We start from the raw sequence: 24,698 nt of genomic DNA, 5'->3' as shown, positions 1-24,698 counted from the left end.
CTCTCCTGCGTGCTTTGCAGGCAGGAGAGGCTTTGTCTCAATGGATCTGGACCTTGGCTGCGTTGGCCAGGTAGATATCTACGTTCGAGCGGTCGACGATCGAGGTGCCGGTGTCCACGAAGATGGGATAAGGCGAGAAGGCGTTGACCTGGTAGTTGGTCTGGAAGGGCTTGGGGAGGCGGTCGTGGACGTCTACCAAGGCCTGGAGGCCGGCGTAGCCCATGGTGTACGGCTTTTGCGAGACGGTAGCTTCGATGTCGCCGGACTTGATGAGATTGAGGGTATCGGGGTCTACGTCCATGGCGATGAGGGTTCGGTCGGTGGCGTTGCCACGTTTGAGGACTTCAGCTACGTCCTTGCCGGAGGCTGAGTCGAGGCAGACGAAGGCGTCGATCTTCTGTGCGCCTGTTTGGCCGAGCAACTGGCTGGCTCGGTCCATGGCGACGCCTGTATCACCCTTGATGTCGAAGGTATCGACGACTTTCATCTGCGGGTGCTCGTTGAGGACGTCGAGGTAGCCTTTGAGTCGTTCGTCCAGATTGGGCTGGCCGGGGATGGAGAAGAAGACGATATTGCCTTTGCCGCCGAGCTTTTGAACGAGGCGTTCTCCGCCTAGCCGGCCGGCCTGCAGGTTGTTGGTGCCGATGAAGAAGAGGCGATCGCTGAGTGGGGCGTCAGAGTCCACGGTGATGACGGGAATGCCCTGCTGAAGGGCGGCGTCGATCTCCGGCTTCATCAAGGCCGCGTCCTGTACGGAGACGAGGATGCCGGCGGGATGGCGGGAGACCGCGGTATGGAACTCATCGGCCTCGGCCTTGGCGTCGTTGCCGTCCGGGCCGCGGAGCTGGGCGGTGACGCCGTAGACGTCAGCCGCGTGTGCGAAGCCGGCGTTCACGGTCTTCCAGTAAGGCACCTTGAGGTTGCCGGCGATGAGGTAGTAGGTGTCCGAGCGGGAGTTCTGCTGGCATCCGATGACGGCGAGCAGGGTGGCGGCGGGGATGAGGGCAAGAAGGCGATTGCGCATGGGACGGGCTCCTGGATCAGAGTCGTCGCTCGCGTGGTCCCGTTTTGGCGTGGCCATGGAGGGGCGGCGGTTTCAGGACCGGAATTGTACGCCTTCGGTGTAACGGCTGAAATCAGATTTCTATAGCCAGGGAGTGCGGCCGGTGGGAGTTTCAGCGGCATGCATGATGAGGGCGAAGAAATGGATGAGGTGCCACTGGTCCGCGAGGGTGGGGTTGGTGCCCATGTCCAGGTGGGAGATGACGGGGCTGACGAGCATGGCCTGGAGGGTGATGGTGGGGAGCTCGGAGGCCATCCATAGGGTTTCTGCGGAGGGGATGATGTTGTCCGCCTGGCCGTGGAGGAGGTAGACGGGAGTCATGAGGGTGCGGAGATGGCCGCCGGGGGAGAGGCCGTTGAGCTCGTTGGCGTGCCTGGCGGCGGCTGCGGCGATGAGGGATCGGGTGTGCGGGGAGGCGGCGTCCATGAGGTCGAGGGCTTCGGCCTTCTGGCGTTCGTCGAGCTTGAGAGATGCGGTGGCTTCGGCGGGCTTGTCCTCATAGAGGTGGGCGCGGAGGACGGCGCGGATGCGGGCGATGTCCTGACGGGGGACGAAGTCTTCGACATACTCGTACTCCAGAACTAACGGGCCGTATTCGTGCGCGGGAAGGAGCTCGGTTGAGCCGTTGGGGCGCTCGTCCTGGTTGGTGCGGTAGTACTGGGCGACGCGGTTCATGGAGTCCTGCGAGCCTACCGCGAAGACGAACTTGAAGTCCTTTTTGTAGAGGGGGTCTGCGGCTGCGAGGAGGGCGAGGCCGCCGGAGAAGCTGAGGCCCATGACGCCGACGGGCGCGCCGGTCTTGTGGGCGAACCACTGGGTGGATTCGCCGATGGTTTTGATGGAGGTGGAATCGACGTGGTAGTCCTTGATGTCCGGTAGCTCGGGCGTGAGGACGCGGAGGCCTGTGGAGGCCATGGCGGAGGCAAAGCCTTCGAGGCGAGGCTCGTCTATGCCGAGATGGTGGACGCCGTGGAGGACGATGAGGGCGGGGGCGTTGGGGTTGTTGGCCGGCATGTAGAGGCGGGCGCGGACCTTGCCGGATTCGGTGTCGAGCGTGAGGTCCTGGGTAGTGACGGGATGGCTGACGAGGTCGGCGATGAGGGCGGGGACGGGCTTCTGGGAGACCTGCTGGAGGACGGAGATTGCTTCGAGATGGTCCTTGGTGAAGGGCCAGATGGCTAGGGCGAAGACGATCAGGCCGGCGGTCAGGATCGCCGTAAAGAGCAGGCGCTGGCGGCGGATGCGTTCGGTGACGCGGGTGCGGGTTTCTCCGACGAAGGTGCGGGAGCGGCGGAGGTTTTCAGTGAGGCGGGCGAGTGCGGGGCGGCGGGAGCGGAGTCTGCGAGGTTTCGGGAGCCGGGGCATAGGTGTTGTGGGAATGGTACATGGATGGCATGAGAAAAGGCCCGGCTTTGTGGGCCGGGCCTTTTGTGAGATGAAGCAGGAGATCAGATCTCCATGATGACGGGCATGATGAGAGGACGGCGGCTGGTGCTCTTCTGGATGAAGCGCTTGAGGTCACCGCGGATCTTCTCCTTGATGACGCCGTAGTCCTGACGCTCCTCAGCGCTGGAACCTTCGAGGGTGCGCTTGACGATGGCGCGTGACTCGCCGATGAGCTGAGCGTCGTCCATGGCGAAGCCGCGCATGACGATCTCAGGTACGCCCTCGGACTGGCCGGTGCGCTTGTCGATGGCGACGATGGCGATGACGATGCCGTCTTCGGACAGGTGCTGGCGGTCGCGGATGACGACGTCTTCGACGACGTCGATGGTGCCGCCGGAGTCGATGCAGACGCGGCCGGTGGTGACCTTGCCGTTCTTCTGCGCGGTGTCCTTGGTGAGCTCGAGGATCTCACCGTCTTCCATCAGGATGGCCTTCTGGGGGACGCCGGTGGAGAGAGCGAGTTCTACGTGGCGCTTGAGGTGACGGTAGTCGCCGTGGACGGGGATGAAGAACTTGGGCTGAACGAGGTTGATCATCAGCTTGAGCTCTTCCTGCGAGCCGTGTCCGGAGACGTGGATGAGGCCGTTGGTGCCGTCGTCATGGATGACGAGGGCATCGCGGCGCTCAAGGTGGTCGATGACGCGGTAGATGCCCTTCTCGTTGCCGGGGATGACGCGGCTGGACATGAGGACGGTGTCGCCGGCTTCGATCTTGGCGAACTTGTGGTTGTTGACCGCGGCACGGGAGAGGGCGGACATGGGTTCGCCCTGGGTGCCGGAGATCATGACCAGGAGCTTTTCAGGCGCGAAGTCGCGCATCTGGCCGGGGTTGATGATGAGGCCCTGCGGAACCTTGAGGTAACCGAGATCCTGTGCGATCTCCGTGGCGTTGTCCATGGAGCGGCCGATGACGGCAACCTTGCGGCCGTGCTTGGCGGCGAGATCGAAGGCAAGGGCGATACGCGTGACGGACGATGAGAAGCAGGAGAAGAAGAGCTTCTTCTTGGTCTGGCCGAAGATCTCGTCAAGGCGTGGACGTACGGCGCGCTCGGACGGGGTCCAACCCTTGCGATCGACGTTGGTGGAGTCCTGCAGGAGTGCGAGGACGCCGCCGTTCTTGCCGAGGTCCGCGAAAGCCTGGAGGTCAAAGGCCTTGCCGTCGGGTGGGGAGAGATCGACCTTGAAGTCACCGGTGTGGAGGACGACTCCGACGGGGGTGTGGATGGCCACGGCCACGCAGTCCACCAGCGAGTGGGTGACGTGGATGGGCTGGATGGTGAAGGGGCCGATCGAGAACTTCTTGCCGGGGATCATCTCGATGAGGTCTGCGTCATCGAGGAGGCGGTGTTCGTCGAGCTTGCCTTCAGCAAGCGCCAAAGTGAATTCGGTGCCGTAGACGGGGACGTTCAGCTCAGAGAGGATCCAGGGAAGGCCGCCGATGTGGTCTTCATGGCCGTGGGTCAGGATGATGGCTTTGACTTTGGTCCGGTTCTCGGTGAGGTAGGAGATGTCCGGCACGACGATGTCCACGCCGAGCAGTTCTTCTTCAGGAAACATCAGGCCGGCATCGATGACGATGATGTCATCCTGCCAGCGGAGGGCCATGCAGTTCATACCGAACTCGCCAAGGCCGCCCAAAGGTATCAGTCTTAATTTATCTTGTGCCATCAACCCCTGAGTTTATCAGGGATACGGAATCGGGGCTTTTCAGCCCCGTCCGGGGTGGGATGGAGGTTAGCGGAGAAGGTCTTCCAGGGCGAGCGAAAGCTCAGTCTTTTCATCGCGATACTTGACGATGATGGGGGTGGCGACGGAGAGATTCCAGTCCTTGCCCTTGCCGGAGGTGATGGCTCGGGAGCCGGGAACGACGACGGCTCCGGCGGGGATGATGAGGGGGGTGTCTGCGGTGGCGCGGTGGATCTCGCCGGTGACGAGGTCGTAGACCGGGGTGCCGCGGGTGAGGACGGTTCCGGCGGCCAGGACGGCGCGGGTGCGGACAATGGTGCCTTCGTAGACGCCGGTGTTGCCGCCGATGAGGGCGTCGTCCTCAATGATGACGGGGGAGGCGTTGACGGGCTCCAGGACGCCGCCAATCTGGGCTGCGGCACTGAGGTGAACGCGCTTGCCGATCTGGGCGCATGAGCCTACGAGGGCGTGGGAGTCGATCATGGTGCCTTCATCGACGTACGCGCCGACGTTGACGTAGGCGGGAGGCATCATGACGACGCCCTTGGAGAGGAAGGCTCCGGCTCGGACGCTGGAGCCGCCGGGGACGATGCGGGTGCCTTGCTCCGCCGTGAAGATCTGGGCGGGATAGGTGTTTTTATCGACGAACTTTCCGTCCTCCGCGGAGACGAGGTGGCCGAGACGGAAGCCGAGGAGAATGCCGCGCTTGACCCAGGCGTTGACGGTCCAGCCGATGGGGGATGTGGGGTCGGGCGAGGCGGAGCGCAGTGCGCCGGATTCCAGGGCTTCGCGGAGGGTGGCGAAGGCGGCGAGGGCCTCGGGGTTGCCGATGGCGGCTGGTCCCTGGGCGAAGTGGTGCTCGATCTGCTGCTGGAGGGTGGAGAAGTTTTGGTCTGTCATGTCTGGTGACAGTTTACCGGGTCTGTACAAACGGCCTACGGGGATAAGTTGGGATAAAAGCGATCAAGCCGGATGAGTGCCCAGATCGCCTTAGAAGGCGCGGAGGTTTTCTACGTAGCCTGCGGGGGCTTTGGTGAGGAGGCCTAGCTCGCCGATGAGGAGTTCCAGTTTGTGGCGAGTGGCGGGGGTGACGGGGACCATGGGGAGACGGAGATGGTCTGGGGAGCGGCCCAGGAGGGCGAGAACGGCCTTGACCGGGGCGGGGCTTGGTTCTACGAAGAGCGCCTGCATCAGGCGGAAGATCTTGCGGTTGATGCGGCGGGCGCCGGCCCAGTCGTTGCGGATGGCGGCGCGGATCATGTCGGAGGTCTCGGCGGGGATGACGTTGGAGGCGACCGAGATGAGGCCGGCACCGCCGAGGGCGAGGACGGGCAGGGCGAGACCGTCGTCGCCGGCGAAGACGCGGAAGTCGCGTGGGGCCTGGGTGAGGAGCTCGGTGATCTGAGTGAGGTTGCCGCTGGATTCCTTGACGCCAATGACGTTTGCGATCTCGGCCAGGCGGAGGATGGTGGCCGGATCAAGGTTCGCGCCGGTGCGGCCTGGGATGTTGTAGAGGAGGATGGGTAGATCCGTGGACTCTGCGATGGCGCGGAAGTGCTGGTACTGGCCTTCCTGGCTGGGGCGGTTGTAGTACGGGTTCGCGGTGAGGATGCCGGTGAGGCCGGGGATGCGCGACAGGCGGCTGACGCGCTGCACGGCCGTGTGGGTGGAGTTGTGGGTGCAGCCGGCAAAGATGGGCGCACGGCCTGCGGCGGCGGCGATGGTGACCTCGATGACGCGCTGGGTTTCGGCGTCGGAGAGGGTGGCGGCTTCACCTGTAGTGCCGCAGGGGATGAGGAGTTCGACGCCGTTCTGGATCTGCCAGTCGACGTGCGCGTGAAGGGCGTGTTCGTCGACGGAGCCGTCAGGGCGAAAGGGGGTTACGAGGGCGGTGCCACAACCAAAGAGTTCCATAGCAGCGTTGAGTTTATCTTGAACCGGACTGTGAGTGCCGGAGCAAGTTTCAGACCCACTCTCCCTGGCGCATCAGGGGCTCTGAGGTGCCGTCGTGCGCGATGCCGTCCACGTCCATCTGGGCGGAGCCGATCATCCAGTCGACGTGGATGAGGGAGTGGTTGGCTCCCTTGGCGGCGAGGGTCGTCTCGTCCATGTGCTCGCCTTCGATCAGGCAGGTGGCGTAGGCCTGGCCGAGCGCGATGTGGCTGGCTGCGTTCTCGTCAAAGAGTGTGTTGTAAAAGAGGATGCCGCTCTGGGCGATGGGCGAGGAGTGTGGGACGAGCGCGACCTCGCCGAGCGAGCGAGCACCTTCGTCCGTGGAGATGAGGCGGTTGAGGGCGTCTTCTCCAGCGGAGGCGGTGGCTTCGACGATGCGGCCCTTCTCAAAGCGGCACATGATGTTTTCAATCAGCGTCCCCTGGTGCGAGAGGGGCTTGGAGGCGTGGACGACGCCATCGATGCGGTCCTTGTGCGGGGTGGTGAAGCACTCTTCGGTGGGGATGTTGGCGTTACAGAAGACGCCGTTACCGGACTCGCCACCGCCGCCGGCCCAGAGGTGATCGTCCGCGAGGCCTACGGTGAGGTCTGTCTTGCCATCCGCGGAGTGGAAGCGGAGGGAGTGGTAGCGCTTCTCGTTCAGGTAAGCGACGCGCTGATGGATATTGGCGCTGTGGGCCTTCCAGGCGGCGACTGGATCTTCAGATGTGGCACGCGAGGCGTAGAAGATGGCGTCCCAGAGTTTGAGCATCGCTTCTTCTTCCGGGATTCCCGGGAAGACGAGGCGGGACCAGGCCGAGGTTGCCGCCGCGCAGATGCTCCAGTTGATGGCGTGGCGCGTGATCATCTCCATCGCGGGCTTGTTGGCCTTGGAGCCGGCGATGTTGGCGCGGGAGACCTTGGCTGGGTCCTGTGCGGAGAGCAGGGTGGGGTCGGCACCGGACAGTGCGAGGCGGGCCGCGCCGCTGCGGAAGGCGGTGGCGATGCCTTCCGCCATCCAGACCGGGGCGTAGTCGAATGAGGCGTCGTTGGCGTACTTGTAGCGGCTGAGGATGGCCTGGTCGTCGCCGTACGTCGTCGTAACCAGCAGGGCTCCGGCTTTGTAAGCGTGCTCTGTGATGAGGCGGACGAAGGGGATCATCTCCGTGGAAGCGGTGATGAGCAGCTCCTGGCCGGGCTGAAGATTCAAGCCAACGTGGACGGCGAGGCGTGCGAAACGGTCCAGCTTTTCTGCAAAGGAGAGGGCGGCGAAGTCGAAGGTCATAGTGTGCTGAGGTGTCAGAGACGCGGCAACGGACATTGCCTTAGGTTAGGCAGAAGCGGGGGATAACGCAAGGCTATGAATGTTTCAACATTCAATCGGCTTACATCTTGTCAAAGATATCGCGGAAATCATACGTTCCCTTGCGCGTGGAGAGCCATTCCGCCGCGCGCACTGCGCCCTCGGCAAAACCGCTACGGGAGAAAGATTCGTGCTGCAGGGTGATGCGGTCTGAGTCGCTTTGCGCGGTGAGAATGTGGATACCGGTCTCATCGCCTTCACGGCTGGAGGTGATGCCGACGTCGACTGCACCGGATGAGGTCTGGATGGTCTCGCAGAGGGTCAAGGCTGTGCCGGAGGGTGCATCAAGCTTGGAGGCGTGGTGGGTCTCATTGATGGAGAACTTGAAGCCCGCGTCCTTGAGGGCCGCGCCCATTTCGTAGGCGACCTTCAGCATCACCTGGACGCCGACGGAGAAGTTGGTGCCGTAGAGGAGGCTGCCTTCGCGACGTTCCGCGAGGGACTTCATATCTGCGAGCTTGTCATACCAGCCGGTGGTGCCGATGACCATCTTTGCGCCGGTGGCGAGGCAGGCGCGCATGTTCTGGATGGCGGCTTCGGGCGTGGTGAAGTCGATGACGACGTCAAAGCCTGCGACGAAGGGCGCGGTGAGGGCCTGGGCGTTGGGGTTTTCCTTGGCGTCGAGGACGTGGACGCTGTGGCCGTGCTCGGCGGCGATCTGCGCTACGAGCTTGCCGGTTTTACCGTGACCTAAAACTAAGACGCGCATTGCTGATGTTCCTTCTGGCTGCCGTTTTCAGGGCGTGCCTCAGAGGCGGAAGCCTCTTGTAATGGACAATCCTACTGGCACAAAGAGAGCTTTGTCTTTCCAGAAACAACTTTCAGACGGAAACACTTTGGGAGGCGACGTCGAAGACGGTTTCGTCTGGGTTGGTGAAGAAGGCTTTGTGGAGCGAGCGGACGGCCTCTTCTACATCTTCCTCGTCGATCATGAAGCTCATGTTGATCTCACTGGCACCCTGCGAGATCATGCGCACGTTGACGTGGCTGACGGCGGTGAAGACGCGGCCGGCGATGCCGTTGTGGCCACGAATGTCCTCGCCGACCAGGCAGATGAGGGCTTTGCGGCCTTCGTATTTGACGTCTGCGATCTTGCCGAGCTCCGCGCAGATCGCGGGGAGTTGCTCGTTGGAGTCGACGGTGAGGGAGATGGAGACCTCGGAGGTCGAGACCATGTCGATGGCGCATGAGTACTTGTCGAAGACATCGAAAACGGCCTTGAGGAAGCCGTGCGCCATGAGCATGCGGCTGGCGACGATATCGATGATGGTGAGACGCTTTTTGGCTGCGATGGACTTGAAGGGGGATGCGCAGCGGGCGGCGACGGCGGTGATCTTGGTGCCTTCGTTGGCGGCGTTACGGCTGTTCAGGACCCAGACGGGGATGGACTTCTGGACTGCGGGCAGGATGGTGGCGGGGTGCAGGACCTTCGCGCCAAAGTAGGCGAGCTCGGCTGCTTCTTCAAAGCTGATGGTCTTGACGCGCAGGGCCTCGGGGACGATGCGCGGGTCCGTGGTCATGATGCCGTTGACGTCGGTCCAGATCTCGATTGCGCCGGCGTGGAGGCCACCGCCGACGAGGGCTGCGGTGTAGTCTGAGCCGCCGCGGCCGAGGGTGGTGGTGATGCCTTCGGCGTTGGAGCCGATGAAGCCACCGAGTACAGGAATGGCCTTCGCTTCGACCAGCGGCAGCAGGTGCTGGTGGAGTGCGGCTTCGATGGCGGCCTCGTTGGGCGCGGCTTTGCCGTAGTGCGAGTCGGTGATGATGCAGGTGCGGGCGTCGATGTGCGCGCCGGCGAGGCCGCGATGCTCGAAGGTGTGGGCGACGATCATGCTGGAGAGGCGTTCGCCGAAGCTGACGACGAGGTCGTTGGTGCGCGGCGTGAGTTCACCTACGGCGGCGATGCCGCGCAGAAGATCGTCAAGCGAATCGAAGTTCTGATGGATCTGGTGAGCGACCTCATCGATGTGGCGTCCGACGAGCTCGCTGGCGGTCTCCAGATGCCGCTCACGCAGCTTGAAGGAGATGGAGAGCGCTGCCTCACGGTCGTTGCGGCCTGCTGCTGCGGCTGCGGCGAGGAGTTGATCCGTCACCCGGGCCATGGCGGAGACGACTACGATGGGCTGGTGCCCCATATCGCGGCGGCCCTTGACGATGGCGGCCGTGCGCTTGATGGCGGCGGCGTCCTCAACCGAGGTTCCGCCGAACTTCATGACGACGATCTTGGGGCGTGGCTGCAGGACTGCGACGGGGGTGCTTTGACTGCCTTCGATGCTCATACGTGTTATGCCTTCAGTGCTACGGGGACGTTCTGACTGCGGGCTTTTCCGCCAGGGAGCTTGTCCAGCATGGCGAGGATTTCGGCGTTCAGGAGTGCGGCTCCGGCTGCGCCGCGAATGGTGTTGTGGGACAGGACCACGAACTTCCAGTCGAACAGCGAGCAGGGGCGCAGCCGGCCTACGGTGGAGGCCATGCCCTTGCCGCGCATACGGTCCAGGCGGGGCTGGGGGCGGTCTACCTGGTCGACGTACTCGACGGGCTGGTCTGGGGCTGAAGGCAATGGGTGGCCTTCGTGGATGCCGCGCAGGGGTGCGAACTCAGCCCAGGCTTCGAGCATCTGCTCGTATGTGGCGGGGGTGCGGAGCTTGAGGGAGACGCACTCGGTGTGGCCGTCTTCTACGGCTACGCGGTTGCAGTGGGCGCTCAAGGGGGCGTCGAGCATGGCGACGTGGTCCCCGCTCAGAGTGCCGAGGAGCTTGCCGACCTCTTCCTGCATCTTCTCCTCTTCGTTCTTGATGAAGGGGACGACGTTGCCGAGGATATCGAGGGAGGCGACGCCGGGATAACCGGCTCCGCTGACCGCCTGCATGGTGCTGACGAAGACCTTCTCGATGCCGAAGCGGTCGTGGATGGGCTTGAGCGCGAGGACCAGGCCGATGGCGGAGCAGTTGGGATTGGTGACGATGTATCCGCCTGAGTCCTTGCGCCAGGACTGCTTTTCGATCAACGCGAGGTGGTCTGCGTTGACCTCCGGGATGACGAGGGGGACGTCCGAGGTCATGCGGAAGGCGCTGGAGTTCGAGATGACGGCACAGCCTGCGGCGGCGAACCTGGGCTCGAGCTCGTATGCGACGTCGGAGTCGAGGGCGGCGAAGATGATCTTGGGCAGCTCGGTGGCGGGGGTGCCTTCGGGCGTGTTGGGCATCAGGGTCATGCCGGCGATGTTCGCGGGGAGCGGCGTGTCCAGCTTCCAGCGGCAGGCGTCTTCATACCGTTTGCCGGAGCTGCGGTCCGATGCCGCGAGCCATGCGATCTCAAACCAGGGGTGATTGTGCAGGAGCTGAATGAATCGCTGTCCCACCATGCCGGTTGCGCCGAGAATGCCTACCTTACGCCGTTCCATTACGAGATGTGCTCCATCTGGTTAGGATATCGCGTCGGCGGGTCCTTGGGGGAAAGCGAATCACGGAGGGCACGGATGGAAAGGCGAGGACACAGAGAGATTTTTGCTTTTCTCTTTGACTCTGCGTCCTCTGTGATTCGCTTTATTTTGCTTGGAAGGTGGCGGCGGCTTTGGTGGTGGACTGGGGCTTGACCGTGAGTTGGATGGTCTGCTCGCCAAGCTTCTCGTGGATGACGCCGAGGGTGTAGTCGCCGGCGGGGAGACCCTTCAGGTTGAACTGGCCGGTGGCGTCCGTGACTGCGAAGAACGGGGTCTGGGAGACGTTGATGAAGGCGTTCATCCAGGGGTGATTGTTGCAACGGACCGGGATCATCAGCTCAGGTTTGGTGAACTGCTTGTCCTGGGGGGCACCCTTGGGTCCTTGGGACATGTCCATGGTCTCGTTACCCATGACGTGTACGTTGTGCATAGTGACGTCTGAGTTATGGAAGGAGACGGTGCCGCCCTGCATGACGCCGATGACGTGGGGGGTGTACTGGCAGCCCTTCTGGTCGAGGACTACGGGAGCTGTGCTGGTGGGGGCGGCGTTCATGGCGGCTGCGGGGCCAGTCTTGACGTAGACGAAGACGTTGGCGAGGTGACCCTTGTTGACGAGGAGCTGCTCGGAGAGGACGGGGGTGGTGGTGCCTATGCCGCAGGCGGGGTCCATGGAGGTGTCGATGGTGACGGGGGCGGGGGCCTTGCCGGCGAAGGAGATGGTGCCGGAGACGGTGCCGGTTGTGGCGGGGTCAATGGGTGCGGCGGTGGGACGGGCTGCGGCTGCGGGAGTAGCCTGCTTGTCCTGGACTTCGGCCTTTTGGGTGGCGGCGTCTGGCTTGCAGCCGGCGATCGTGAGGGTGAGGAGGAGAGCGGCGGGGAGGGAAAGCTTGTTCATTTGGGCGCCTCGGGGGAGATACCCCCAGCTATAAATCCGGTTCCGGCATTCCCTCGGCGGCTAAAGCCGCAAGGTAGTGGGGGAGCCGAGTGGCGGGGCTGAAGCCCCGCCCTTTCAAAACGGCGATCGGTTCAGCAAGTTTCTATGCCGAGAGTGCGGCTACTACGGCGTCGGAAAAGGCGGTGGTTCCGGCGGTGCCGCCGATGTCGCGGGTGAGGGTTTTGCCTTCAGCGTAGACGCGCTCCAGGGCCTTCTGGATGAGGTCGGCGGTGGCCGTCTCTTCGAGGTGGTGCAGCATGAGGACGGCGCTCTGGAGGAGGGCGGTGGGGTTGGCCTTGTCCTGGCCGGCGATGTCCGGGGCGGAGCCGTGTACGGCTTCAAAGATGGAGGCGTCCACGCCGATGTTGGCTCCGGGGACGAGGCCGAGGCCACCGATGAGGCCGGAGCAAAGGTCGGAGAGGATATCGCCGTAGAGGTTTTCGGTCAGGATGATGTCGTACTGGAAGGGGTTCATGACGAGCTGCATGCAGGTGTTGTCTACGATGTGCTCGGCGTAGGTGATCTCCGGATACTCGGCTGCGACTTCCTTGCAGCACTTGAGGAAGAGGCCGTCCGAGAGCTTCATGATGTTGGCCTTGTGGATGGCGTGGACCTTCTTGCGGCCATGCCTGCGGGCGTATTCGAAGGCGGATTTGGCTATGCGGAGGCTGCCCTTGCGGGTGATGATCTTAAGGGACTGGGCGATGTCCGGGTTGATCATCACCTCGAGCCCGGCGTAGAGGTCTTCGGTGTTCTCGCGGAAGATGACGAGATCGAGATTTGGGTAGTTGGTCTTGATGCCGGGGAGGCTCTTGACGGGGCGGAAGTTGGAGTAGAGATCGAACTTCTTGCGGAGGGTGACGTTGATCGAGGTGAAGCCGCCGCCGATGGGGGTGGTGACGGGGCCTTTGAGGGCGACCTTGTTTTCTTTTACGGAGTCGTAGAGGGACTGGGGGATGTACTCGCCGGTTTTGGCGAAGGCATCCGCGCCGGCGTTGTGGGTGTGCCACTCGAAGGAAGCGCCGGTGATCTTGCCGGCTGCTTCGAGGATCTTGACGGTGGCGGCGGTGACCTCGGGGCCGATTCCGTCGCCGGGGATGAGGGTGATCTTGTGGGTGGGCATGTTTGGCTTATCCTTATGCGTTTCGGGGTGTGGGTTTCAGAAGTTTTCTGGGGTCTTCGGGATGTTTCTTGGCGCCGCCGAGGAGTTCTTCGAGCTCGGCTTTGAACTCGCGGACGTCCTTGAAGTCGCGATAGACGCTGGCGAAGCGGATGTAGGCGACGGTGTCGATGTTCTTGAGGCGATCCATGATGAGTTCGCCGACCTCAGTGGTGAGGCGCTCGCGCTCGGGTGAGTCGACGATGAAAGTTTCGACCTCGTCGACGATACGCTCAAGCTGGGCGGAGGAGATGCTGCGCTTCTGGCAGGCCTGGAGGAGGCCTCCTAGGACTTTTTGGCGGTCGAAACGCTCGCGGCGGCCGTCTTTTTTGACGACCATGTAGGGGATTTCGTCGATGCGCTCGTAGGTGGTGAAGCGCTTGTTGCAGCGTTCACATTCGCGGCGGCGGCGGATGGAGTCGGCTTCCTTGCTTTCGCGGGAGTCTACGACGCGGTCTTGCGTAAAGGCACAGTAGGGACACTTCATTTGCTTACGGTGATTTTAGCAGTGGGGGAAGAGAGGGAGCAGGGAACAGGGATCAGGGATCAGGACGGCAAGGTCCACCGGGATGCGATGACGTGGCGTGGATGGAGGGGAAAAGGGGCATATGCCGGGCTTTCAGCCCTTGGCGGGGTGGCTCTGTGCATACCCAGGGCTTGCGCCCTGGGTATAGGCCGCGCCTTCAGTGCTTGATCTGTGGTGATGGTTAGAGGGTGGAGCTTTCTTTGGTTTCGGTGGTGTGGGCGGCCTGGCGGAGGGAGATGCCTTCTATGCGGGCGAAGATGAGGCCGGCGGGGATGATGCTCATGTTCTGGATGAGCCAGAGCATGAGGCCGGCGCTGACTGCGAGCTCTTTGGGGATGCCGAAGAGGAGCGTCAGGGCGGTGATGCTGGCGAACTGCGCGCCGCCGCCTACGCCGGGAAACTGGACGAGGGAGCCGACGACTGAGAAGCCCATCAGGACCAGGATGTGGGAGATGGTGAGGTCGTGGACGGGGGGTGGGAAGGACTTCATGATCACGACATAAGAGACCGCGATCAGGCCCCAGGTGAGCAGGCTGAGGAGCGTGACGGCGGTGAAGTCGGCTGGGGTGTCGATGACGTTGAGGCCGTCGCGGAAGGAAAGGATGCGGTCGGTGATCGCTGCGCCGGCCTTGGGAGAGGCCATGCCGACGAATTTGCCCATGAGGGTGGCTACCGCCGAACCGGCGAGGCGGACGGAGGCTACGAAGATGACCAGAAAGAGCGTCAGGGCGGCGATGGCGTAGCCCACCTTGTGGAAGAGCTCGTGATACGGGAGGCTCTGGAGGCTGGGGGAGAAGAGGAGGTTGAGCGAGAAGATGAGGGCGAAGGCCCCGAGATCGAAGACGCGCTCTACGGCGACGACGGCGATCTGTGAGCTGAAGGTGAGGCCGGTGCGGCGGGAGACGAGGAGCGGGCGGATGAGCTCGCCGATGCGGCCGAAGATGGCGAGGCCGGTGAAGCCGACGAACTGGGAGCCGACAAGGCTGTACCAGTGGGTGGGCTTGAGCTGTGTCTGTTTAAAGGCGGGGCGGAGGAAGATGGCCCAGCGGACGGCGCGGAGAACGTCCTGGAGGTAGATGACGGTGATGGCGATGAGGAGGAGACGCCAGTCGGCGGTGCGCCAGCTTTGGGCGAAGCTGTGCCAGTCAAAGTGCGAGGAGTAGAGCTTCCAGGCGATGAAGGTGAGGAGTGCGGCCCCAATGGCCCAGGGGAGGGCCTTCTTCACTTAGCGGCGACCAGGGTGGACTTACGGGCGTTGAACTCGCGGATGATGCGGGAGACGTAGGCGCGGGTTTCGCGGAAGGGTGGGACACCGTGGTAGCGGTCGACCGCGCCGGGGCCGGCGTTGTAGGCGGCGAGCGCGAGGGCGATGTCGTCGTGATAACGGGTAAGAAGCTCGTCGAGATACTTGGTACCGCCTTCGACGTTCTGGCCGGGGACGAAGGCGTCCTTCACTCCGAGTTGGGCGGCAGTGCCGGGCATAAGCTGCATGAGGCCGCGTGCGCCAGTGCGGGAGACGGCTTTGACATTGCCTGCGCTTTCGGCGTGCATGAGGCTGGCGAGGAGGTCAACGTCAATGTGGTGGGCTGCGCCGGAGGTGGTGAGGAGCTGGTGGATTTCGGCGATGGTGGGAGTTATAGAGGCCGCTAAAGAAGAAGCAGGTCCCTCCGCTGCGCTGCGGGATGACAACAAAGAAGGGGGGGACGACAAGGGAGCGGGTGGATCGGGGACAATCTCAACGGAGGCGACGGAAGCTGCGGGGACGTCGAGGTAGTTGGCATCTGGATCATCGCCGCGGGCGCTCTCGGCGCGGAAGAAGAGGCGGAGGTTGGTTCCGTCGGCTATGTGACGGACGCAGTTATCAAAGGTGCTGCCGTTCTTCAGGGTGATGCGCTCCGCCGCGTGGGCGAAGGGTGCGAGGGCGAGAAGGGCCGCAGCGATTGCTGTGCGGAGGACTCGCGTCTGCCTTAAAGGGGTGAGATGCACGGAACTAGCCTACCAGAGTGGGTTGCGTTGTCTCATGAGACTTCGGTGTTAGGGCGGAGGTGAGCGCGGATTCGATGGCTTCTGCTACACCGCTTTCCGTGTGGGGCAGGCCGATGCGCCAGCCATGCTGGCGGGCGAGGGTTTTGAGGTCCTCCGGGGCGTTGCCCATGAGGACGGGGTGGCCGACGACCTCCAGCATGGAGAGGTCGTTCCAGTTATCGCCGATGGCCATGATTTCGGAGGGCTGGATGCCGCGCGAGGCTGCGAGGCGGAGGAGCGCGGCGCCCTTGGAGCAGCCGGCGGGGAGGATGTCGAGGATGCTGAGATCGCGTTCGGGGTAGGCGGTGCGGTTGAGGGAGATGAGGCCGCCGGATAGGGTTTCGCCAACCGCTGCGACGCCTGGATGCGAGACGAGGAGGGCTTCGGCCTGGGCCATGCGGTCCATGGTGCCGACGAGCATTGCCTGGATGGGGGCGTCGTTCTTGAGGGCGTTCTCGATGGGATTGACGTGGACGATGTAGAGCTCGTTGGCGGTGACCCAGCGCTCGATGCTGGCGTGGATTTCTGCCAACTCCTCGACGACGAGGGCTCCGCGGGCGTCTTCGCCGTCGGGGCCGACCTTGTCGAAGGTGATGACGAGGGCGTTGCGGAAGCCGGCGAGGTGGTTGCAGAGGAGGGCGGTGGCCTCCGGGCTCATGTGGGTGCGCTCGATGAGCTGGCTGGAGAGATTGCGGACGACGGTGCCGTTGGAGCTGATGAGGACAGCTGATTCGGGTAGGCCGATGTCGCGGAGGACGCGCATGGCGTAGCAGTGGCGGCGGCCGGTGGCGATGACGACCTCGACGCCGAGGGAGCGGGCGAGGGCGAGGGCGGCCTGGTTGGGGGCGCCGACGCGGCCTTCGTGGCTGAGAAGGGTGCCGTCGATATCGATGGCGATGAGGCGGATGGGTGCGGCGTGGGGCATGAACCATTTTCTCACCGCGGTTTCCCGGGCGGGGTCGGCTGGTATACCACATATCTGCACATATCTATTACGATGGACGGATGCCTAAGATCGCTTATCTCGAGTCCGTACGCAGCCACAACCGCATTTCAGCCGATACTCCGCAGACGCTCGACCCGGCTACAGCCGAGAGCCTCTATGTCCGGTACGACATGGAGGAGATGAAAAAGACGGCCAAGCGTGAGAATCCGGCGAAGTATGCGGCTGAATCTGCGAAATCGCTGGGGATGTGGCGGTATAAGGACGTGCTGCCGGATGTTACGCCGGTGACGCTGGGCGAGGGTTGGACGCCGATGGTGCAGAGCAAACGGCACGCCGGGCTGTTCATCAAGGAAGAGGGCAATAATCCGACGGGGAGCTTCAAGGCTCGCGGGTTGGCGATGGCCGTGACCATGGCAAAGCACTATGGCCTGCAGCATCTGGCGGTGCCGAGCGCCGGCAATGCGGCTGGCGCGCTAGCGGCTTATGCGGCTGCGGCGGGGATCGCTGCGCATCTTTATATGCCGCAGGATGTGCCGTTTGCGAACTATCTCGAGGGCGTGATCTACGGGGCGGACGTGCATATGATCGACGGGCTGATCTCAGACTGCGCGCGGCTGGTGGGCGAGGAGATCAAGCGGCAGAAGGAGGCGGGGACGCCGGCGAACGAGGTTTGGTTCGATATTTCGACGCTGAAGGAGCCGTTCCGGATCGAAGGCAAGAAGACGATGGGGTATGAGCTGGTGGAGCAGCTTGGATGGAAGTACCCGGATGCGGTGTTCTATCCGACGGGGGGCGGGGTGGGGCTGATCGGGATGTGGAAGGCTTTTGACGAGATGGAAGAGCTTGGGTGGGTGGAGAGGGGCTCGAAGCGACCGAAGATGTATGCGCTGCAGGCCTCGGGCTGCTCGCCAATTGTGAAGGCGTATGACGGTGGTAAGGATGTTTCGGAGTTCTTCCAGCATGCGGCTACGTTTGCGGCCGGGCTGCGGGTGCCGAAGCCTTATGGGGATGCGATCATTTTGGATATTGTGAGGGTTTCGGGTGGGTCGGCGATCGCTTCGACGGATGAGGAGATTCTGGCTTCGATCCTGGACTATGCCAAGCATGAAGGGCTGTTTCTCTCGCCGGAGGGAGCGGCGGCTACGGCGGCTTATGAGCGGCTGCTGGCTTCGGGTGAACTGACACCTGAGGAGACGGTGGTGCTGTTCAATACGGGTGCCGGGCTGAAGTATACGGATATGACCGCGGAGGCGATGAAGCTGCGCCGGCCGGGGACGCTGCCGACGGCTATGCCGGTCGGGGGGATTATTACGCCGGTTTAGGGGCGGCTTCGGTGGTTGACTGGAGATCGGAGCGGCCGGGGGTGGCCGACGGGGCAAGTTTATGGCCGAGTCGGGCGAGCGGCCGCTCCAGAAGCTCATAGCTGGCGAGGGCACAGGCGAAGGTGAGGATGAGCCGGAGCGGCCAGCTCTGGAGCAGGCTCAGCCTGGAATCAGGTGGGCCGAAATGGCCCAGGAAGAAGAGCTGCTGCCAGAGGTAGAGGCTGTAGGAGATCCGCCCAATGTAACGAAGGGGCTTCCACTCCAGAGCCTTTCCGAGGAAGGTTTGCGGATTGAGCACGGACCCGAGGACGATGAGCGGCATGAGCCAGGAGATGGCCGTGGCTCGCAAAGCCGTGCCCTCTCCGAACGGAAGGATGCAGAGGAGGGCGATGGCGAGGAGCGGCCAGAACCTGAGCCACTTTTTGAAGAGCTCACGGTTCTGGGGGCCATAGGCGAGAATCGCAAACATGGCGGGGACGAGGAGGCAATCGATCCGCACATCCGTGTGGAGGTCGATCAGCACCCAGGCGCGGCCGTGGAGGGCGAAGACCCGGTGGATGGCTACGAGGAGAGCGAGAGCGGCAAGGATGGCAGCGCGATAACGACGCGCAATGAGAATGAGAAGAGCCGGAAGGAAGAGGTAGAACTGCTCTTCCAGCGCGAGCGACCAGAAATGGGAGGTGTACCAGTTATCCGGGCCACCATTGAAGCCGGTGAGGCGGGGATAATTTCGAAGGAAAAAGATGGATGCGACCACCTCATGCCAGCCAACTGTGATGAGTGCAAATGCGGCGAAGAGGCTGATGACGGCGAGGTACATGAGCGCCGGGGGAAGGATGCGGAAGGCTCGGCGGATGTAAAAGTCTTTGAGGTGGATGCGGCCGAAGATGGATTCTTCGTCCAGAAGCCGGAAGCAGATGAGAATGCCGCTGATGGCAAAGAAGACGTCGACGCCGTGGTTGCCGTACTCGTAGAGTGGGCGGGTGCTGAGTGGGCCTAACGTGTGGATCACGTCGTGATCGAAGATGACCGCGAGAATAGCTATGGCACGCCAACCGTCAAGGGTGGGGAGATAGGCGGAGCGTTTTTTAGCCGGGGTGATTGGGCTGGGTACGGTTTGTCCGTCGAATCTGGGCATGTCTTCCTTGGGGTTGAGCAACCGTTTCCTCTTCGTCCGATTATCTTTGGTGCCAGGGCTCAAAGTGGCTTGAGCTCTTGTTCTTGGACTTGCGTCGTGATCAGGAACCCCTATTTTAGCCGTGTACCGGCTCAAGCTCCTTGCGAATGTGAGTCTTGGAGTGGGTGGTGAGCGTGACGGCGGCGGCGAGGATCATGAGTCCTCCTACCCAGGCTGTGGGTCCGAGGGTCTCCTTGAGGACGACTACGCCCAGGATCGAGCCGAGGAGCGGTTCCATGTTTAGGAGGACTCCGGCCTGCGAGGCGGGGACCTGGGTGAGGCCCCAGTTCCAGAGGAGCGTTGTAGTTGCGGTGCAGAGAACCCCGCTGGCGATGAGGGCAAGCCAGGCCTTGACGGAGATGTGATGGATGGGTGGCAGGCCCCAGATGGGTGGGACGATGGCGAAGAGCATCACCGTGCCGAGCAGGAGGCCATACGAGGTCACGGCGATGGGGGAGTGCTTTTCCTCCGGGCTGACTCCGTCCATGAGGTGCTTGTTCATGAGAATCCAGAAGAGAGCGATGAGGAGCGAGACGACGACGATGAGGTCGCCGGTGAGCGTGGCCTGGTTGGGGCCGTGGGGGTGGGCGCTGAGCGCGATGAGGGCGGCTCCGAGGGTGGAGGGACTCAGGGCCAGCCAGCCAGTGCGGTCCATGCGCTCGTGAGCGTGGATGGCTGCTCCTACGGCCAGGATGACGGGCATGGTGCCGACCATGAGCGAGGCGTGACTGACGGTGGTGAGGGAGAGTCCGTAGAACTGCAGGAGGAACTGGACGGGGACGCCGAGGAAAGAGGCGGCGAGGAGGATGAGCCAGTCGCGGCGGGTGAAGCGGGGCTTGTGGGTGAAGAGGAGGGGTATGAGGACGACGGTGCCGAAGAGGAATCGGTAGAAGACCATTGCGCCTACGTTCATCTCGGCGAGTGCGATCTTTCCGAAGAAGAAGCCGCAGCCCCATAGGGAGCTGGCGAGGGCGCAGGCGGCGAAGCCTAAGGTGCGGTTGGGTGGTGCCTGGGGCATCTATTCAGGGTCGCACAGATAAAGATTGGTGCCGGGGTGAGGAACGGCCTGAGTTGATAAAGATTGATAAAAGCGATCAAGGCGGATTGGACCCTTGGTGGGTCAATCCGCCTTGACTCGGGTTGATATTGTTTTTTTGTGTTTACCAGACTCGGCAGCTTTTGGTGGGGGTCATGGGGGAGTTGGCTTTGCAGCTGAAGGCTGCTGCGAAGCCAGGTTGGTTGACGATGGGGCCGTTGGTGCGGAACTGGTCCGGGGAGTGGGGGTCGGTGAGGACCTGAGAGCGGATGGCCTCAGGGCGGTCGTTGGCGCACCAGTTCTGACCGAAGGAGATGTAGAAGCGCTGGATGGGAGTGTAGCCGTCTTTCTTCGCGGCGAGGTCTACGCCCTGCTTTTTGGCGCGGTCCAGGTAGGCCATGTACGCGAGAAGCAGGCCTCCGTTGTCTGCGGTGTTTTCGCCGAGGGTGAGCTTGCCGTTGACGTGTACGTCGTCTACTGCGACGAACTGGTTGTACTCGTTGACCTCGCAGTCGGTTTTGGCCTCAAACTTCTTGGTGTCTTCGGCGGTCCACCAGTCGCTGAGATTGCCGTTGCCGTCGAACTTCTTGCCTTCGTCGTCGAAGCCGTGGGTGAGCTCGTGGCCGATAACTGCGCCGATGTGGCCGTAGTTGACGGCGTCATCCTGCCTGGGGTCGTAGAAGTTAGGCTGCAGGATGCCGGCGGGGAAGTTGATGTCGTTCATGCTGGGGTTGTAGTAGGCGTTGACGGTGGGGGGCGTCATGCCCCACTCCTGATGATCGACGGGGTTGCCGATCTTGTTGAGCTGACGATCGTTCTCAAACTGAGTGGCGCGCATGTCATTGCCGATGGCGTCGGTGGGCTTGATGGTGACTGAGGAGTAGTCGCGGAAGTGATCCGGGTAGCCGATCTTGTTGGCGACGAGGTGGAGCTTCTCCTTGGCCCGGGTCTTGGTGGCGGGACTCATCCAGTCAAGCTGATCGATATCGCGATCCATGGCGTCTTCGATGTCCGTGACCATTTCAAGGGTCTTCTTCTTGCTGTCGCCGGCGAAGTACTGGTTTACATAGACCTTGCCGAGCGCTTCTCCGAGATCTCCGTCGACGGCTGCGCTGCAACGCTTCCAACGGGCGCGCTGAACCTCAGAGCCGGTGAGCTTGCGGCCGTAGAAGTCGAAGTTCTCCTGGTCGAAACTCTTGGGAAGGTTGTGGGCTTCCGCGGTGAGGAGGTGATAGCGGATGTAGGCACGCAGGGTTTCGAGGTCGGTATCGCGGATGAGGGCTACGGCGGCGGGGATGTAAGAGGGGTTGGCGTCGTTGATCTCCGTGACTCGCGGGGAGTGGACGGCGTCCTCAAACTGTCCGAAGAGACCGTAGGGGAACGATTTATTGATCTCCGAGATGGGGACGAGGTGGTAGGTCTTTTCGGGGTCGCGGCGCTCCGTAACGCCCATGCTGGCCTTGGCGAGGGCGGTCTCAAAGGCCATGACCGCAGTGGCATCCTTGAGGGCCTGCTGGGGGGTGGAACCGGCGAGGGTGAGCATTTTGGTCATGTGGGCGACGTAGTCCTTGCGGAGCTGCTCGTCTTTGGCCCCGGTGCGGAGATAGTAGTCTTTCTCGGGCATGCCGAGACCACCCTGGTCGATGTTGGCGATCTGCTTGGTGGCGTCCTTGAGGTCCTGCTGCTCGCCGAAACCGAAGAAGACGGTGACGTTGATGCGGGAGAGCTTGCCGGCGAGGGAGGGGAGGTTGCGGAGGGTCATGGAGTCGATTTCAGCGAGGAGACCGGCGATGGGGGTGAGGCCGGACTTCTCTATGGCGTCCGTGTCCATGCAGGCGTGGTAAAAGTCGCCGATCTTCTGCTGGTCAGGGGTGCGGGAGGGATCGGGCTTCTCGTACTTGGCGAGGATGCCGCTCAGCTCTTCCGTGTTGACGTTGTAGAGGGTGTAGAAGCCATCGGTGCTGGCCTGGTCGGCAGGGATGGGATGGTTTGCGGCATAGTTTCCGCAGGCGAACTTGTAGAAATCATTGCAGGGGTCTGCGGAGGGATTGATGGAGGCGATATCAAAGCTGGGCGTGGGGAGGTAGGTGGGCTTCGCGGCTGGAGCCTGGGCGGAGAGGGTGGTACAGGCGAGGGCCAGGGCGGGGAGGGCAAGGTGCTTCAGGGACATTCGAGTTCCTTCCTGATGTGGGCGCGGCTGTGGTCGTTTGTTCGGTAAGTGCGTCTATGAAACAGTAGATCAGCGGAGAGTTCCGCACAAACTACACCAGACGATACGAAGACAGGGCTATGACGGTTCGGGCGAAGTTCGGGATAGTTTTTGCGGCGGTGGCGATGCTGCTGGGTGGAGTGCGGGCGGGGGCGGCCAAGACGGCCGGGCCGGTGGTGTCGATTCCGCTGGACAGCATTGGGTTTCAGCCGATTGCGGCGCACTATCTGCTGGCCGGCGACACGATGTATACGCTGCACTTTGTCGACGATCAGCACCTGCTGGTGACGTTTACGACGCATGGGCTGATCAAGCGGATGGCGGACTCGGAGCCGCTGGACTACGACCGCAATGTGCAGGCGGTGCTGCTGGAGTTGCCGAGCGGGAAGGTGCTGGGGCGGACGGAGTGGCATCTGCGGGATCATGGGCAGTATCTTTGGCCGATCGGGCATGGGCGGTTTCTGCTGAGGATTCGGAACCGGCTCTCGCTGCTGAGCCCGATGCTGAACCTGGCCAAGGATAAGCCGTTTCAGGAAGAGCCGTTCGTTACGACAGAGCGGCACATTGGGCATATCTCTGTTTCGCCGATGAACGATTTGCTGACGATCGAGACGATTCCGAAGCCGGTGGAGAAGGCTACGGGGGCGGCCGCGGCGATGGCGTCGCTGGCGGCTGCACAGGGCAGGCCGATGGAGTTGCAGAAGCGGGACGCTCCGGATGTGCAGATTGCGTTCTTCCGGTTCTTTGTGGAGCCCGGAAAAGATCATGAGGAGAAGCTGGTGGCGCAGTCCTCCGGGCTGGTGCGGGCCCGGGATCTGATTGAGATTGCGGCTACATCAGAGGGATACCTGGATGTTTCGCAGGAATCGCCTGGGGTGTATGACTTTGACTTTCAGCCGCATGGCGGGGGGAAGAAGCTGGAGCTTTCACCGTATGACTCGACGTGCATTCCGCGGGCGAGATTTATCAGCGCGAGTGAGTTTGTGGCGTTTGGGTGCAGAGGGACCGAGGATAAGCAGCAGCTCTCGGGCTTCAATCTGAAGGGGGAACAGAACTGGATCGACGCATTTCCGACGCGGCATGTGTTTCCTTACGTGGTGCCGGCCCCGGCTACGGGGCGGTTCGCGCTGAGCCGGACGCTGGTGGCGGGAACGTACGTGGACCCGGATAACCTGACGGCGGATATGGTGTCGGCCACCGAGATTACGGTGCTGCAGAGCCATGATGGGCGGACGCTGCTGAAGACGCAGGCTGCGCCGATCCAGAAGGCGGGGCAGAACTTCGACCTCTCGCCGGATGGGACGGAGCTGACCGTGGTTCGGGCGGATGCGATTGAGGTCTACAAGTTGCCGGCGCTGAGCAAGAAGGATGAGCAGCAGATCAAGCTGGCGGGGGAGTATGCCCCTGCCCGGAATACGGCTCGGATCGACCTGGGGGCCAGGCGGGTGGCGGTTGAGGCGGAGGGGCCCAAGGAGACTCGGTCGGAGAAGGTGGAGGCCAAGGAAAAGGTGGTTGCGCCGGAGGGGGATTTAGGTGCGAAGCCGCAGGCGGCGGCGGAGGCTCTACCGGCACAGACGGCGAGTGAGACGGGGAAGGTCGCGCCTGCCTCCGCTCAACAGCAGCGGGTGATCATGAATGGGGATGAGGTTTACGAGCCGGAGACGATGGGGCATCGGAAGAAGCCATCGCTGTACGATGCGGAGCATCCAAAGGGGAATGACTAGGTACCCCCCACTCCCCCTCTCTTTGCGCAAAGTCTTCATTCCATTTGGGTTAGGTCTGGACTTGGGGTCGCATCAGGGCGCATTTTGAGTGCCAAAGCGGGGCTAAAGTCTTCAAAACAGAGACTTTAGGGGTAGGTCCAAAGGGCACTTTATTTTGGGGGAGTGCAATGGAAAAGGCCAGCCCGTCTGGGCTGGCCTTTTCTGAGACTGAAGCTGCTTAGGCGGCCTTTTTCGCGAGGATCGCGGTCTTGACGCGGGCGTTGAGACGGCTCTTATAGCGGCTGGCGGTGTTCTTGTGAAGGATACCCTTCTGAACGCTCTTATCGAGGATGGAGGCGGTGTTGCTGTAGACCTTCATGAGGTCGGTGGCATCGCCCTTGGCGAGGGCCTCGCGGAGAATGCGGAGGGTGCCGCGGAGCTTGCTCTTGTTGGCGCGGTTCAGGGAGGTTTTGACGATGGTCTGACGGGCGCGCTTGAGCGAGGATACGTGATTTGCCATGAGAACTCTTTTCTATTGGGCTCGAGCTTGAACTCTGAGCGGAATTTGGGTGCGGGCTTTTGGGCCGGGCCGTGAACACAGCCTGCCGCACTCCCTGCAATTTCTAAGTCTACGGAAGAATGGGGCGGAGGTCAACAGATTTGGGGCCGTGCCGCCGCAAGAAAGGCAAACGCAGATTCCCTGCGGGAATGACAACCAGGAGACAAAAAG

The 24,698-nt window shown here is 62.6% G+C and carries 21 protein-coding genes; 2 read left to right on the top strand and 19 right to left on the bottom strand.

Annotated elements, in window-relative coordinates; genetic code table 11:
* Positions 1-37: 37 nt before the first annotated feature.
* The 15 genes from ACIX9_RS14945 to ACIX9_RS14875 form a co-directional block, all read right to left on the bottom strand.
* Positions 38-1,024, bottom strand: a complete 987-nt coding sequence (locus ACIX9_RS14945; RefSeq protein WP_013581332.1) for a substrate-binding domain-containing protein — start codon at positions 1,022-1,024, stop codon at positions 38-40.
* Positions 1,025-1,144: 120 nt separating this feature from the next.
* A complete protein-coding gene (locus tag ACIX9_RS14940; RefSeq protein ID WP_013581331.1) occupies positions 1,145-2,428 on the bottom strand; it encodes an alpha/beta hydrolase family protein in 1,284 nt (427 codons plus the stop codon).
* Between the two features lie 83 nt (positions 2,429-2,511).
* Entirely contained in the window at positions 2,512-4,176 is a 1,665-nt protein-coding gene (locus ACIX9_RS14935) for a ribonuclease J (RefSeq protein ID WP_013581330.1), read from the bottom strand.
* A 66-nt stretch (positions 4,177-4,242) separates the two neighbouring features.
* Positions 4,243-5,094 carry a 2,3,4,5-tetrahydropyridine-2,6-dicarboxylate N-succinyltransferase gene (locus ACIX9_RS14930; protein ID WP_013581329.1) on the bottom strand — a complete coding sequence of 284 codons (852 nt, stop codon included), beginning with the start codon at positions 5,092-5,094 and terminating at the stop codon, positions 4,243-4,245.
* A 90-nt stretch (positions 5,095-5,184) separates the two neighbouring features.
* Positions 5,185-6,108, bottom strand: coding sequence for a 4-hydroxy-tetrahydrodipicolinate synthase (gene dapA / locus ACIX9_RS14925; RefSeq protein ID WP_013581328.1), 924 nt, complete (start codon positions 6,106-6,108; stop codon positions 5,185-5,187).
* 49 nt (positions 6,109-6,157) lie between these two features.
* Positions 6,158-7,447, bottom strand: coding sequence for an aminopeptidase (locus tag ACIX9_RS14920; protein ID WP_157477595.1), 1,290 nt, complete (start codon positions 7,445-7,447; stop codon positions 6,158-6,160).
* A 64-nt stretch (positions 7,448-7,511) separates the two neighbouring features.
* Positions 7,512-8,198 carry a 4-hydroxy-tetrahydrodipicolinate reductase gene (gene dapB, locus ACIX9_RS14915; protein WP_013581326.1) on the bottom strand — a complete coding sequence of 229 codons (687 nt, stop codon included), beginning with the start codon at positions 8,196-8,198 and terminating at the stop codon, positions 7,512-7,514.
* A gap of 112 nt (positions 8,199-8,310) precedes the next feature.
* Positions 8,311-9,768: a lysine-sensitive aspartokinase 3 gene (lysC, locus tag ACIX9_RS14910; RefSeq protein WP_013581325.1), complete on the bottom strand. Its 1,458-nt coding sequence runs from the start codon at positions 9,766-9,768 to the stop codon at positions 8,311-8,313.
* 5 nt (positions 9,769-9,773) lie between these two features.
* The gene (gene asd, locus ACIX9_RS14905) at positions 9,774-10,892 is read right to left on the bottom strand and encodes an aspartate-semialdehyde dehydrogenase (RefSeq protein WP_013581324.1); all 1,119 of its coding nucleotides are present in this window, start codon (positions 10,890-10,892) and stop codon (positions 9,774-9,776) included.
* 142 nt (positions 10,893-11,034) lie between these two features.
* Positions 11,035-11,826, bottom strand: coding sequence for a hypothetical protein (locus ACIX9_RS14900; protein ID WP_013581323.1), 792 nt, complete (start codon positions 11,824-11,826; stop codon positions 11,035-11,037).
* Between the two features lie 142 nt (positions 11,827-11,968).
* On the bottom strand, positions 11,969-12,988 hold the full coding sequence (locus ACIX9_RS14895) for an isocitrate/isopropylmalate dehydrogenase family protein (RefSeq protein WP_013581322.1): 1,020 nt from the start codon (positions 12,986-12,988) through the stop codon (positions 11,969-11,971).
* Between the two features lie 13 nt (positions 12,989-13,001).
* A complete protein-coding gene (gene nrdR / locus ACIX9_RS14890; protein WP_013581321.1) occupies positions 13,002-13,511 on the bottom strand; it encodes a transcriptional regulator NrdR in 510 nt (169 codons plus the stop codon).
* A 220-nt stretch (positions 13,512-13,731) separates the two neighbouring features.
* The gene (locus ACIX9_RS14885; RefSeq protein WP_013581320.1) at positions 13,732-14,775 is read right to left on the bottom strand and encodes a lysylphosphatidylglycerol synthase transmembrane domain-containing protein; all 1,044 of its coding nucleotides are present in this window, start codon (positions 14,773-14,775) and stop codon (positions 13,732-13,734) included.
* Entirely contained in the window at positions 14,772-15,536 is a 765-nt protein-coding gene (locus ACIX9_RS14880) for a lytic transglycosylase domain-containing protein (protein ID WP_013581319.1), read from the bottom strand. The genes ACIX9_RS14885 and ACIX9_RS14880 overlap by 4 nt, the downstream gene beginning before the upstream one ends.
* 4 nt (positions 15,537-15,540) lie before the next feature.
* Positions 15,541-16,500: an HAD-IIB family hydrolase gene (locus ACIX9_RS14875; protein WP_013581318.1), complete on the bottom strand. Its 960-nt coding sequence runs from the start codon at positions 16,498-16,500 to the stop codon at positions 15,541-15,543.
* An 80-nt stretch (positions 16,501-16,580) separates the two neighbouring features.
* Between ACIX9_RS14875 and ACIX9_RS14870 the strand changes: the two genes are divergently transcribed.
* On the top strand, positions 16,581-17,843 hold the full coding sequence (locus ACIX9_RS14870; RefSeq protein ID WP_013581317.1) for a threonine synthase: 1,263 nt from the start codon (positions 16,581-16,583) through the stop codon (positions 17,841-17,843).
* Here the strand turns inward: ACIX9_RS14870 and ACIX9_RS14865 are convergent.
* From ACIX9_RS14865 to ACIX9_RS14855, 3 genes are all read right to left on the bottom strand, one after another.
* Positions 17,830-18,981, bottom strand: a complete 1,152-nt coding sequence (locus tag ACIX9_RS14865; RefSeq protein ID WP_157477593.1) for an acyltransferase family protein — start codon at positions 18,979-18,981, stop codon at positions 17,830-17,832. The genes ACIX9_RS14870 and ACIX9_RS14865 overlap by 14 nt on opposite strands.
* Positions 18,982-19,096: 115 nt before the next feature.
* Entirely contained in the window at positions 19,097-20,038 is a 942-nt protein-coding gene (locus ACIX9_RS14860; protein WP_013581315.1) for a DMT family transporter, read from the bottom strand.
* A 142-nt stretch (positions 20,039-20,180) separates the two neighbouring features.
* On the bottom strand, positions 20,181-22,226 hold the full coding sequence (locus ACIX9_RS14855; RefSeq protein ID WP_013581314.1) for a M13 family metallopeptidase: 2,046 nt from the start codon (positions 22,224-22,226) through the stop codon (positions 20,181-20,183).
* 119 nt (positions 22,227-22,345) lie between these two features.
* Between ACIX9_RS14855 and ACIX9_RS14850 the strand changes: the two genes are divergently transcribed.
* Positions 22,346-23,989: a hypothetical protein gene (locus tag ACIX9_RS14850; RefSeq protein ID WP_013581313.1), complete on the top strand. Its 1,644-nt coding sequence runs from the start codon at positions 22,346-22,348 to the stop codon at positions 23,987-23,989.
* Positions 23,990-24,206: 217 nt separating this feature from the next.
* Here ACIX9_RS14850 and rpsT read toward each other — a convergent pair whose 3' ends face one another.
* Entirely contained in the window at positions 24,207-24,488 is a 282-nt protein-coding gene (gene rpsT / locus ACIX9_RS14845) for a 30S ribosomal protein S20 (protein WP_013581312.1), read from the bottom strand.
* Positions 24,489-24,698: the final 210 nt, after the last annotated feature.

It is taken from the genome of Granulicella tundricola MP5ACTX9 (assembly GCF_000178975.2).
In the GTDB taxonomy this organism is placed as follows: Bacteria; Acidobacteriota; Terriglobia; order Terriglobales; family Acidobacteriaceae; genus Edaphobacter; species Edaphobacter tundricola.
The sequence above is the reverse complement of the archived record's forward strand: the minus strand, read 5'-3'. Positions and strand labels throughout refer to the sequence as shown.